The organism is Streptococcus sp. HMSC36C04 (assembly GCF_001839535.1).
Taxonomy (GTDB): domain Bacteria; phylum Bacillota; class Bacilli; order Lactobacillales; family Streptococcaceae; genus Streptococcus; species Streptococcus hominis.
The window spans coordinates 166,085-178,216 of the sequence record NZ_KV841606.1; the positions used below are offsets into that span (position 1 = coordinate 166,085).

The following is a 12,132-nucleotide window of genomic DNA, read 5'->3' on the forward strand; positions in this document are numbered from 1 at the left end:
CATCGTGGTACACTAGCCGATCAGCCACTACAACATCGCCGATTTGCAAACCTTCAGCTACCGCACCAGCAGAACCTGTATTGATGACAGCCGTCACTTTAAACTCATTGACCAAAACAGCCACACTCATAGCAGACATGACCTTTCCGATTCCGCTTTCGACCAGCACAACTTCATGACAACCGATACTTCCCGTATGATAAACATGCCCCAAACGTAAGTGCTTTTCAGCATTTTCCAAGTTTTCCACTAAGATTTTTAGTTCCTCCGGCATGGCCGCAATAATTCCGATTTTCATTATTTCCTCTCATTCTATCACAAAAAAAGCGAAAGTCGAGCTTATCGCTTTTTATAGCCAAATAATAGCAGCAATCAAAGCAATCAAAAGCAGAACAATCCAAAATAGAATTTTGTTTAATTTCGCTTGGAATACTCCGCGTTTTGCATTTTCAATACGTCGGCTCTTGGTCACCGTTGGTTCTACATCAATTTGCAGCGTATCTTGATTGAAACCGCTAGTTGGAGAAGAATCACCAAACTGACTTCTAGTCGTTTTTAAAATTTTGGTTTCTTCCTCATCATGCAAAGGTGGACCTGAAATATCTTCACCACGATTTGCCCGTTCAATCATTTCATCTGTTAATAAAGGTCTTCCCATGAGCGTTCCCCTATCTTCGATTCATTTTCATTTCCCAATATTGGAGTGCAATAATGGTTTTTGCATCACAAATATCACCACTAGCAAGGAGCGCTTTCGCTTCTTCCAAGGTTACTTCAAACAGCTCCAATGTCTCATCTTCATCTTGTGGACGAGGGTTTTCAACTTTTGTCAAATGGCTAGCGCTATAAAGTCTGATTCGCTCATTGCAAAAGCCAATCGCCGAATAGAAATCATAGAGCAATTCCAATTCACCTGTATAGCCGGTCTCTTCTTCCAATTCACGCAAAGCAGCAGCTTTAGGATCCGCATTTTCACCAACCTCTAACTTTCCAGCTGGAATTTCATAAGAGGTTGCTTCAATAGCTTTGCGGTACTGCTTAACCAAAATCATTTTATCTTCTGGTGTTAGCGCGATAACTGCCACCGCTCCATTATGGAAAATCAAATCACGGTAAGCTGTTCCTTTTCCTGCTGGCAACTGAACTTCGTCTTTTACAAGTTTAAAAATAGGACCTTGGTAAATTTCTGTTCGTTTTAGTGTTTTTTCTTCAAAATCCATAGCAATTCCTACTTATTATCTGGATGATGCGGCAAGCGTTTAGCGTATTCTTCTTTATTGATCTGACGACCACGACCAAGAGCAATCGCATCAGCTGGCACATCCTTGGTAATGGTTGAGCCTGCACCTACAAGAGAATTGTCCCCAAGTTCTACCGGCGCAATAATGGTTGAATTAGAACCTACAAAGACATTGTTCCCAATGACGGTCTTAAATTTGTGCTGTCCGTCATAATTAACTGTAATCGTTCCAGCACCAAAATTAACATTCGCACCCACTTCAGAATTACCAATATAGGTCAGATGCCCAGCTTTGGTATTTTCACCGATAGAAGAGCCCTTCACTTCAACGAAATTACCAATATGTACGTTTTTAGCAAGGCTTGAATCTGGGCGAACATGAGCGTAAGGTCCCACCGTTACACCGTCTGCAACTGTAGACTCTTCAATCATCGAATTGGTAATAACCGTTTGTTCACCAATAACAGAGTCAACAATATACGTACCATTTGTCAGAATGCTGCCTGCGCCAATTTTCGTTTGACCTTTCAAGGTAACATTGGCTTCAATTTGTACTTCTGGTTCAATCTGTACGTCTACATCAATATAAGTCGTTTCTGGATTTACAAAACTAACGCCATTCACCATGTGAGCTTGATTGATTCGACGACGCATAATACTTTCTGCCGTTGCCAATGCCACGCGGTCATTGACACCAAGACTTTCATCAAAGTCTTTCAGAGTATAAGCGCCGACTTTTTCGCCATTCTCACGGAAAATGCCGATTACATCTGTGATGTAGTATTCTCCTTGCGCATTGTTGGTATTGATATTTTTCAGGGCTTCAAAAAGACGAGCGTTATCAAAAACATACGTTCCTGTATTGATTTCTTTGATTTGCTTTTCAAAATCCGAAGCATCCTTTTGCTCCACAATTTTGAGCACTTCTTCCTGCTGATTACGGACAATCCTCCCATAACCAAATGGATTTTCCGCTTCTGCTGTCAAGATCGTTGCAACATTTTTGTGGTTGACATGAAAGTTAATCAAATTTTTCAGGCTTTCACCTGTGATTAACGGAGTGTCTCCTGCAATGACTAATGTTTGCCCTGCCAAACCTTCCAGCACAGGCTCTGCCATCATCACAGCATGACCAGTTCCTAATTGCTCCGTTTGACGAACAAATTCTGTCTGCCCCGCCAATACCTGCTCCACCAGCTCTGCCTTGTGCCCGACCACTGTCACAGTCTTTTCTGGTGCGATAGCAGAAACACTTCTAAATACATGTTCTAACATTGAAATTCCAGCAACTTTGTGAAGCACTTTTGGTAAATCTGATTTCATGCGAGTGCCTTTTCCAGCTGCTAAAATAATTGCATAGTTTGTCATAAATCGTCTCTTTTCTCTAAGATGTCACTACTATTATATCATTAAACAAAATTTTTTTAAATGAGGAATTAAAAAAAGAAATCGAGCGTTCAGCTGTCTATTCCGAATAAATCCGTCTGAAAAGTTTCCCAAACGGTTCTAGAGAAGACCCTTTTCATGGAAAAATACCTTTTTCTTCTCAAAAAAACCATTTCCCACAGGAAATTTTGTTTTTTGCTCCTAAAAAGTCCAGAATACATGAAAAAGTTCGCGGCTTATCAAAAAAAACAAATCCTCTATGTGAAAATTCGGATTTTGCTACAAATGGGCACTTCCTCCATGAGAAATTTGTCTCCTTTTATCTGGGAGAAGTCAGAATCCATGGTTATTCTTGCCAGTTGTCATAGGAGGCTGGGAAAAAACCTTGTTTGTGTTGGATTTTTTCTGAGTGAATTATAAGGCACAGTCTTCTAATCTATCGGATAAACCTTGCAAAACTCCTCCAAGACCACACTTCTCTCCTCTGAGAAAGCTAAGCCGGCTTCAGCCATCCATTCCGTGAAGAATTCCTCATGCACCTTCCGCCAATAAGCCAAAGATTTATCTCCCTCTCCTTCTTTAAAAGCGTGCTCTGCAGACACTTGATTGAAAGGGACAACCGCTACCTTGGTCACTTTAATGATACAGACAGCTTGACCCTGACCGTCTAAAATCACATCAAAGGTTCCTGCTTGAGGAATCGGCTCGCCATCTATCTGATACAAATCGTAGACCGAAGCCGTCGCAGTCTTCTCTCCTTTCAAAACTAAATCCGCCAGCTGATCTGGCTCTACACCAAATGCCCAGGCGTCTATTTTGTCGCCGATTGCGGGGTTGATTGTTTTGTATTCATTCCATAATTGTTCTGGGGTCATGGTTTCTCCTATCTGTTACTGATTTCAACTCATAAGCTGGATAAGCTCCTAAACATTGATAACCTAGCTTCTCAGCTATTTTCTTTGAGGCTTCATTGTGGGCGTCCCAGAGCGGAAAAACGCCGCATTGCAGGGATGCCAAAATCATCTTCGCCCCAAGAACAGTAGCTAAACCTTGCTGTTGATAAGTCGGTTTTGTTGCAATCTCAATTTCAATGGCTTTTTGGTAGACAAGTGCTGTCGAGACCCCAGCGACGATTTCCTGACCCTTCCGGATCACAAAGCCAAAAGCTCCGCCTTCTTGAAAGTCTTTAAAAGTTGCAAAATTCCCCTGCAAATCCTGAGACCATTCTTCCTGAGCTAGTTCTTGATAGGTTCTTTGATTAATTGCCTCCATACAGAACTGCTCCGATAACTGCTCCACGATGTTTTTCAAAACCTTGTCATCAAAATCTGCCTCATCTTTAAAAGCATAACGGGTAAAAGGAGATAAGGCTGGACAAGAGGACAAGCAGCCTTGCCAAGAAGCCTCTTCAGATATGAGAATGCGGTAGTCTGGCTTACAAAAGTCCCTATAATCCGCCAGTAATGCCATATCTGCCTGCCCAGCCAAAAAGAGAAAATCTCCTTGTTCATACAAAACGGCAGTCTCGTCTTCATTTGTATAAAACTGCCCTAACTTCGCCTTCAAACCATATCTCACCATGTTCTTTTGCCAATGTTGGAAACATTCCTGCAGTCTTGGCTCAATGCTCACTGCTTTCATTCTACTTGCCTCTTCACTTCAAACTCCAGCCACCGTCAATCTTGACAATCTCGCCCTGCATGGACTGAGCTTTTCCCGAGGCGAGAAAGAGGGTCAACTCGGCAACTTCTTCTGGTTCTATCCAACGCTTGATGGGAGTTTCGTCTGCTACCCATTGGGCTAAGCCTCCCAGCTCAAAGTCCGTTGCTGTCATACTTGTTTTAACTGCGCCCGGTGCAATCCCAAAAACCTGCACTCCCTGCTCCGCATAATCCAGTGCCAACTGCTTGGTAAATCCTGCCAGAGCATGCTTGGAAGAAGTGTAAGCATGACCACCACCGCCAGCTAAGCTAGATGCAATTGAGCACATATTGATGATGATGCCTGATTGTTTCTTCAGCATCTGCGTCAGATAATAACGAGTTAGCTCTACTGGTGTTACATAGTTAATCTCGAAAATTTCTTGGATCTCCTGAGCAGTCTGCTCCAGTAAGGGCTTGTAGTCATCCAGCACTCCAGCTGTATTACAGAGGACATCTATCTGGGGACACCAGTCAAAAACTGACTGAAGCGCCAGCGTTAAATCTTGTTGAAGAAAATGAAAATCTCCTGTCAGGTTTGGTTTTTTAGACTGGTCTACACCATAGACGTGCCAGCCATTTTCCAAAAAGAGCCGTGCCTGTGCTCGTCCAATCCCTGAACTGACTCCCGTCACCAATACTGTCTTAATCATGAACTTCCACCCAGTCATCTGCTAAGACATCACAAGGAGTCGGACTCCACATGGAAAAGCCTTCTCCCTCGCCTGACACGTTGATGAGAAAGTACGGAGTCACTTCAAGCGCCACTCCGTTCTGCTCAATACTGTCAAAAAGCTGGACATAATTCTCAGCACCGCCCCAGCCTATGCGGACATATTTCTTTTTGGCTTTCAAACCCGGTAAAATTTCTTCAAATGTCATGATATACCTCTTTCTGCTTTTCATATTACTAGTATAGCAAAATATATTGCCAATCGCTGGCTTTTCCTTGCTTTTTATTCTTTCTTCTGTTAGACTAGCAAGAGTAAATGAATTTTGAGTGAGTATTTTTGTTTTTCATCTTTACTTTTTCTATTTTTTACGCAACATTTTAGAGAAAGGAAGTAAGATGTATGACACAAGGTACAGTAAAATGGTTCAATGCTGAAAAAGGTTTCGGCTTTATTTCACAAGAAAACGGACCAGACGTTTTTGCTCACTTTTCAGCGATTCAATCCGACGGATTCAAATCACTGAATGAAGGTGACAAAGTAATGTTTAACATTGAAGAAGGTCAGCGCGGTCTTCAAGCAGTCAATATTACAACATTAGCATAAAACAAGACAAGACTGGAAATCCCAGTCTTGTCTTGTTTTAAAATGACGTTATAATGTCAAGCTCAATTTTTACCATAAACAGTCAAAATTGCAAAGATAATGAAATGTGTAGGGACATCTACTTAGTACCTCCGCTTTTTCATTTCACTTTATACCTATTTTTGCTTTCAGCAAACGGATGAACTCTTCATTGGTTCCATTCGTTATAATAGCATTCATCACTATCTTTCTTTGCAACAATTTAGTGAAAGTATCAGTTGGAAGTTGTTCTACTAATTCTTCCCAATTGCGTTTCGTTAAACGGTTCAAATCCTTTAGGGCACTTGCTTCCAACCTTTTTCTTTCCGCTTCATTTTCAGGATAGCCCATACCAAACTCACCATCAAATAATTTATCCAATGTATATTGCAGGTTCAATTCTCCTTGCCAACCAAAATTCAACCCTAATGGCAGGGAAGCAACATTTCCTCCATTGATTCGTCCAAAGAGGAAAACATCTTGTGGGGTCTCTATATAGCCACACAAAAGACCTGGTAAACTATTACAGGCAAGCATCATACCTTGACCAGAAGAGCAACCTGTTACAACACACTGCTCCACTTTCTATTAAGAGACTAATCATCATCGCTATCTCAACATAAGAATACTGCTCGTTCTCCTCCTCGAAAATACCAAAATTCAGCACTTCGTCAGACGATTGGACTGCTTTTTTTACAGATTCAAATAGCAACGAATTCATATTTCTTCGAGTGGTTCCTTGGATAACCGCAACTCTCATTTCAACTCCTTTTCCATTTTGACAAAAAGGTAACTATCGCCATTGCTTTCCTGAGGCTGCCGCCCAATCACGTTGAAACCACAGCGAAGATAGAGCTTTTGAGCTCTGTGATTAAAATCTGCAACTGAGAGAGTTAGGCTTTTTACTGAGATATTTTTTCAATAAACTGCAGAATGGTTTGTAAAAACTCTTCCCCTTGACCTTTACCACAATACTCTGGCTTCATCCCTAAACCTAGCTCTTGCTTGTCTTTGCCAACTGGAAACAAGCAAAAAAAGCCATATAATTCATCATTTTTGAGAATTTGATAATAGTGATTGCCACGCGCTTCAGGAGATAAAATTTCTTCATAATCCTCAGGATCTGCTTGCATATCATAAAAGCTATAAATTCCTTCATAATGCCAATTATTAGCAATTTCTTCTGCATTACTTTGCCTTAATGGTTCAATCTTCATAGATATCATTTCTCAAAATTCCCAATAAAAACGTTTCTGATCAGCTTTTTCCTCACAACCCAATTTTCGATAAAACTCATGAGCCTTCATTCGTGAAATACCAGAGTTTATTCGAATACCTGTGTAACCAGCTGCCACACCCTCTTCACGAATGGCCTGCATCAAAGCTTTGCCATATCCCTGTCCTTGAAAATCTGGAGCAACAGCCAAAGCCAGCAAATTGAGCAAAGACGGAAAATATAAGCAATCGTAGCTAGCTGCATGGGCATAGCCGACAATTTGACCTGCTGCATTTTCAGCTACCAAGATAAAATGATCAGACCTATCCAATAGCTCTGATAGTTTCTGACGAGTTTCTATCAAGCCAAAATCATAACCGAGAGCAATTGCATTGATTTCCTGAATAGCCGCTGCATCTGAAAGTTCTGCAGATCGTATCATATTCGCACCTCTTTTTCTTTCTATTATAGCAAAAAACAGCGGTAATCGCTGTTTAGAGATTATTTCGACATTTGCTCTTGTAACCAAGTTCTAGCATCATTCAATGGCGTAGTTGTAGCGATATCTGGCTCGATTGGAGTATTTTCATAACGATTACCCTTTCGGTCAATAATCCGAGAAACCGTCAGCTGAATTGTTGCCCCGTCATAAAGAGAATAAACCATATTTCCTGTTGTATAGCCAGCTGTTGGCTTGCCAAAAATTTTAACGTTTGGTAAGCCTTTGAAAGCTAATGTCGTCATTTCACCAGAGCTAGCTGTATTACCGTTAACTAGAATTGCTATAGGAATTGTTTTAGAACTATTTTTTTCTTCTGTCTGCTTGCTTGCCAATATTTGTGATAAAGTAGTACCTATTTTTTGCCCATTTGCGTATTCAAATTGAAAGAGAGTTCCATTAGGCAAAATAGCAGCTAATCCACCAATCATAGGATACATATTGCCACCGCTATTATTCTCAAAATCCACAATTACTCTCTTGTAAGTTTCCTTCGTCAATGCCTGATGTAGCATTGTACGATAAGCCTTAGCCTCTTTCTCGTTTCCCATAAAAGGAGGTAATTTCAAGTATGGAATATCATTCTCATTTTTTATGACAGGAAGCCGGCTCTCTTCCTTTTGTGAAGTTTTAAATTCCTTCGGTGTATAAAAATAAGAATGTTTTCCTCCTGATAGTTTTGTCATTCTTTTTAGAACTGGATAGGTATCTGCATACGTTTTGGCAGATTTGACTTATTTTAATGCTTTTTCCTTTTCTTGTGACCAATTTTCATCAATATAAAGAGCAGAATTCATCTTATTTAGAGCAGATTTTGCGTATTACTCAGGACTAGGTGGTAAAAGATAGATATTATAATTAGGACCAAAATATAACACTGCTCCCAATACCGCTAAAAACAATACTCCTAGCACACCTAGACAACCAATGCATCCTTTTTTCATTTTTTCCTCCATCACTTACTTTATTATCACTATTATATGGAAAAATGAGAGTGGGACAGAAATCAATAATCCGAAAAATTTGATTTCGTCGTCCCACCTCCGCACAGTTGGTTAGGATAGCCGCTATCACCGGTATAACAAGAGATAAGGATATCCAACCAACCACTGCGTCTTACAACCCAAACTATAAAATGCATGAAGCTGGGACTTTCCCCTAACCTCATCTTACAATTTACAATTATTTCTTACATTTTTGTAAGGTAAACTCACCAATTGATTTCCGAATGTTGGTAGCCATAGATAAAATAGATAATTGTTCCAACTAGTAAGGCAAGCCCGAATGCTAGCCAAGTATCAGAGCCATATTGGCTCATGAAAGACAGGCAGATAATAATGGATAAGATTGGCGTCAGAGGTACCAAAGGAGTTTTAAACTCCCCTGCTTGAGGAAGTCCTTTATCCTTGCGCAACTTCAAAATAGCCACTGCTAACAAAATCAGATAAGCCAAGGTGCAGATATTTAGAAAGGATGCGATACTGGCTAGCGGAAAAATCCCCGCACAAACTGCTGCAGCTATTCCTACCAAAATCGTAGCATTTTTCGGTACACGACTGGTAGCGGTTAATTTTCTAAAAGACTTTGGCAACAAACCGTCACGCGCAATGCTGTAAATCATGCGCGACAGAGCATAAGTCATGGAAATGCAAACGGTAATCAAAGTCAAAATCGCCACCACTGACACATAATTAGCCGCCCAGCCAAGCCCAGCACTGCGAAGCGCAAACGCGACAGCATCTGCCACATCTAGCTTGCTGTAGTGAACAATCCCTGTCAGAACCAGTGTCACCAATATATAAAGTACCGTTACAATGGACAAAGATAGCACAATTCCTCGTGGAACATTTTTTTGTGGCTCCTTAATCTCGTCCACTGCCATAGAAATAGACTCAAAGCCCAAAAAGGCAAAGAACATCAGAGAAGCACCAGCCATAATTCCAACATTGCCACCATATAATTTTCCAAAGCCAAATGGGGCAAAATGAGACCAATTTTCAGGTTTAATAAAGAAAATCCCTACAAAGATAAAAAGGGCAAGCGCCGAAAACTTCAAGACAACCAAAGCGGAATTAAATCGCAGAGCTGCTTTAGAATTTAATAAAACTACACCCGTCACAAATACTAAAACAAGAATCGGCAGTAAGTCTACATAGGTTCCCGCTTGCGGATTAAAGGTTCCATTGAGCGCTCTTGGCATACTCAAACCAAATCCATTCAGCAAGCCTTTCAAATAGGAAGCCCAACCAGAGGCAACACTAGATACCGCCGTCATAAATTCCATAATGGTCAGCCAACCTGCTATCCAAGCTGGAAATTCTCCAAGAACAGCATAGAGATAGCTATAAGCACCTCCATTTGCAGGAATTCTTGACGCAAATTCTGCATAAAAGAAAGCAGAAATACTCACGCAAAGAGCAGAAATAATAATCGAAATCACCAAAGCTGGACCAGCTAGAGTTGCAGCCGCCGTTCCGGTAATCGTGAAAATCCCCGTTCCCACCATAGCGCCGATTCCTAACAAAATCAAATCAAGCAACCGTAAATGACGATGCATGCCAGTCCGATCTCGACTGACATCTTTTTTACGAAAAATATTCATCCTAAACTCCAATTTATTAGATTGAATTATTCTACCATAAAAGCAATCAAAAAGGAATCAAACGTCCCTCTTTTTTGTTAAATAAATTGAAAAAGGAGCAAGAATAGCCCTACTCCTTTTCACTATTATCCGTACCTATCGCTAACTCACATCGACACAATTCTACGATAACTGCGTGATGTGATGAGAAAGACAAGTACATAGACGATAAAGAAAACAGCACAAACGCCAAGCGTAACTTCCAACATCAATGCAGCATTTAAGACCCCCAGAACTTTTAACATAAGGCTCAGCATATGATAAGCAAAAGCTAGGTGAACAAAGGCAAAGATGAGTGGCAAGAAGAACACCGTCAGAATTTGCTTGCGAATAGTTTGCTTGGTCTGCTTTTTATCCAGCCCCACCTTTTGTAAAATCACAAAGCGATCACGGTCTTCATATCCTTCTGAAATCTGTTTGTAGTAGATTACCAAAACCGTTCCCAGCATAAAGACAATTGAAAGGAAAATACCAATAAAGAAAACGCCACCTAACATACTCATAATTTCCTGCACACCTTGGATTCTTGTATAACCATACACACCGGCATTATCGGGGAGCGTCGTATTGAACTGTTTCAGCTTCTTCTGGTAAGCTGTATCCAAATCGCCCTTTTTCTTATTAGAAGCCCTGATATTCAAGCTGCCATATAACTCTGTATTAATTGTGTAGTGCTCCTTTTGTGCATCTACTATCTTTTGTGGATCATTGACAACCATAAAAAGAGACTGCGGCACAATGATATTATACTGATCTACGACATTTCCAAGAACAAAGTCCTCTGTTAAAAGTTCTTTCACTGTCAATTCTTGTCCAATCAGTTTAAGAGGTTGATCTTGTTTAATAGACATTCCTTTTGCAAAGATTGCTGTCTCATTGTCTTTCAAGTCCAACGTTTTGCCAGTCATCTTTTGATAATCAGCAACTGAAAATAGAAGAATGTAAGCTTGTGGAGAAACTCGTGTTTCACCTTTTGGATAAATATCAAGCTGATTACCGTCTTGTTTTTTAATTCCCATCGAATAATATTGATAGGCGCTTTTCTTAGTAACTTTTAGATGATTTTCATTTGCAAACTCTGTCAGTGCTTGTTCCAATTGGGCAGCTGATACTTCACTTCCCTTTATAGTATAGTCTTGAGGGTACATCACTGTTTTCAGATAATCAGCACCAGCGTAGATGTTAATACCACCAGCTAAGGTGACTAAGACCATGGTTGACAAAATCGAAATCGTTGCTAAGCCAACCGCATTTTTCTTCATCCGAAAAATCAAATTGGACACAGAAATCATATTGTTTGGTTGATAGTAATATCGTTTATTTTTCTGGAGCAACTGCAAAAATACCGTAACTCCTGCATTGAACAGCAGATAAGTCCCTAAAATAACAAAGAGAACAGCTATAAAAAATATACCAATTGCTGTCAATGGATTTTTGACACTCAGAGCTAGGTAATAAGCATAGCCTAAAGAAATCGATCCAATAATCGTTTGAATCAGAAGAAATCGTCCTTTTCTTTCACCGCTATTCTTTTCCTTAGCCAACTGCAAAGCATTAAAACGTAGAATCCTCAAACCGTTGACAAGCACCAAGCCCGCAAAAATAACGCCATAGATGACAACAACTGAAATAAGAACTAACCATTGAAACGTGGATACTAGAACAACTTTTAACCCCATCAATTTCAGTAAAAAGGCATAAATCAGTTTATCAAATACAATACCAAATCCAAGACCAATCGTGACAGTCGTCGCTCCTAAAATCAATAACTCAATGAACACCATTGTAAAGAGATGACGTTTATTAAGCCCTAGCATTCCATAAAGGCCTAGCTCTTTCGAACGGTTTTTCATGACGAAGCTATTAGCATAAAAAACGATAATCGCTGCAGCAATCGTCACAATAATCACTCCAAGAGCCAAGACAAATGAAATAGAACTTGCCCCCTGCATTTTTTGTAAATGAGGATTAAACGTTAAAGAATTAAACATATATGAAATAGCGACGACTAAACAAGTTGCCAACGCAAACGGATAGTATAATCTACGATTTTTCACTAGGTTAGAAATCGCTAGTTTTCCTGCTAATCTAAACACCTTGACTCACCTCACTTGCCATGACCGTTAAGGTATCTGAAATTTCTTGGAACATCTGC

Annotated in this window: 13 protein-coding genes and 2 pseudogenes; 1 reads left to right on the forward strand and 14 read right to left on the reverse strand. The window is 40.2% G+C overall.

The window, feature by feature from the left end; genetic code table 11:
* The 8 genes from mtnN to HMPREF3249_RS08905 all read right to left on the reverse strand — a co-directional run.
* Positions 1 to 298 (reverse strand): 5'-methylthioadenosine/S-adenosylhomocysteine nucleosidase (gene mtnN, locus HMPREF3249_RS08865; protein WP_142350237.1); only part of this gene is annotated, 298 nt, incomplete at its 3' end.
* A 51-nt stretch (positions 299 to 349) separates the two neighbouring features.
* Entirely contained in the window at positions 350 to 658 is a 309-nt protein-coding gene (gene macP / locus HMPREF3249_RS08870; protein WP_003039966.1) for a cell wall synthase accessory phosphoprotein MacP, read from the reverse strand.
* Between the two features lie 10 nt (positions 659 to 668).
* Complete coding sequence (locus tag HMPREF3249_RS08875; RefSeq protein WP_059220500.1) at positions 669 to 1,220, reverse strand: NUDIX hydrolase; 552 nt, start codon at positions 1,218 to 1,220, stop codon at positions 669 to 671.
* An 8-nt stretch (positions 1,221 to 1,228) separates the two neighbouring features.
* Entirely contained in the window at positions 1,229 to 2,608 is a 1,380-nt protein-coding gene (gene glmU, locus HMPREF3249_RS08880) for a bifunctional UDP-N-acetylglucosamine diphosphorylase/glucosamine-1-phosphate N-acetyltransferase GlmU (RefSeq protein ID WP_059220497.1), read from the reverse strand.
* A gap of 449 nt (positions 2,609 to 3,057) precedes the next feature.
* The gene (locus HMPREF3249_RS08890) at positions 3,058 to 3,501 is read right to left on the reverse strand and encodes an ASCH domain-containing protein (RefSeq protein ID WP_059220493.1); all 444 of its coding nucleotides are present in this window, start codon (positions 3,499 to 3,501) and stop codon (positions 3,058 to 3,060) included.
* On the reverse strand, positions 3,476 to 4,267 hold the full coding sequence (locus HMPREF3249_RS08895; RefSeq protein ID WP_059220491.1) for a GNAT family N-acetyltransferase: 792 nt from the start codon (positions 4,265 to 4,267) through the stop codon (positions 3,476 to 3,478). Before HMPREF3249_RS08895 ends, HMPREF3249_RS08890 begins: the two co-directional genes overlap by 26 nt.
* Positions 4,268 to 4,280: 13 nt before the next feature.
* Positions 4,281 to 4,979, reverse strand: a complete 699-nt coding sequence (locus HMPREF3249_RS08900) for a 3-oxoacyl-ACP reductase (protein ID WP_059220490.1) — start codon at positions 4,977 to 4,979, stop codon at positions 4,281 to 4,283.
* Positions 4,972 to 5,208, reverse strand: a complete 237-nt coding sequence (locus HMPREF3249_RS08905) for a DUF2829 domain-containing protein (RefSeq protein WP_059220488.1) — start codon at positions 5,206 to 5,208, stop codon at positions 4,972 to 4,974. The genes HMPREF3249_RS08900 and HMPREF3249_RS08905 overlap by 8 nt, the downstream gene beginning before the upstream one ends.
* A gap of 191 nt (positions 5,209 to 5,399) precedes the next feature.
* Between HMPREF3249_RS08905 and HMPREF3249_RS08910 the strand changes: the two genes are divergently transcribed.
* Positions 5,400 to 5,603 carry a cold-shock protein gene (locus HMPREF3249_RS08910; RefSeq protein WP_059220486.1) on the forward strand — a complete coding sequence of 68 codons (204 nt, stop codon included), beginning with the start codon at positions 5,400 to 5,402 and terminating at the stop codon, positions 5,601 to 5,603.
* Positions 5,604 to 5,747: 144 nt separating this feature from the next.
* On the opposite strand, the pseudogene HMPREF3249_RS08915 reads toward HMPREF3249_RS08910, so the two are convergent.
* The 6 genes and pseudogenes from HMPREF3249_RS08915 to HMPREF3249_RS08940 all read right to left on the reverse strand — a co-directional run bounded on the left by HMPREF3249_RS08915 (position 5,748) and on the right by HMPREF3249_RS08940 (position 12,073).
* Positions 5,748 to 6,381: pseudogene (locus tag HMPREF3249_RS08915) on the reverse strand (RpiB/LacA/LacB family sugar-phosphate isomerase).
* Positions 6,378 to 6,838, reverse strand: a pseudogene (locus HMPREF3249_RS08920) (GNAT family N-acetyltransferase). The pseudogenes HMPREF3249_RS08915 and HMPREF3249_RS08920 overlap by 4 nt, the downstream one beginning before the upstream one ends.
* 12 nt (positions 6,839 to 6,850) lie before the next feature.
* Positions 6,851 to 7,279: a GNAT family N-acetyltransferase gene (locus HMPREF3249_RS08925; protein WP_059220484.1), complete on the reverse strand. Its 429-nt coding sequence runs from the start codon at positions 7,277 to 7,279 to the stop codon at positions 6,851 to 6,853.
* 59 nt (positions 7,280 to 7,338) lie between these two features.
* The gene (locus tag HMPREF3249_RS08930; RefSeq protein WP_224785103.1) at positions 7,339 to 8,022 is read right to left on the reverse strand and encodes a S41 family peptidase; all 684 of its coding nucleotides are present in this window, start codon (positions 8,020 to 8,022) and stop codon (positions 7,339 to 7,341) included.
* A 524-nt stretch (positions 8,023 to 8,546) separates the two neighbouring features.
* Positions 8,547 to 9,938, reverse strand: coding sequence for an APC family permease (locus tag HMPREF3249_RS08935; RefSeq protein ID WP_059220482.1), 1,392 nt, complete (start codon positions 9,936 to 9,938; stop codon positions 8,547 to 8,549).
* A gap of 146 nt (positions 9,939 to 10,084) precedes the next feature.
* Entirely contained in the window at positions 10,085 to 12,073 is a 1,989-nt protein-coding gene (locus HMPREF3249_RS08940) for an ABC transporter permease (RefSeq protein ID WP_059220480.1), read from the reverse strand.
* Between the last annotated feature and the right edge of the window lie 59 nt (positions 12,074 to 12,132).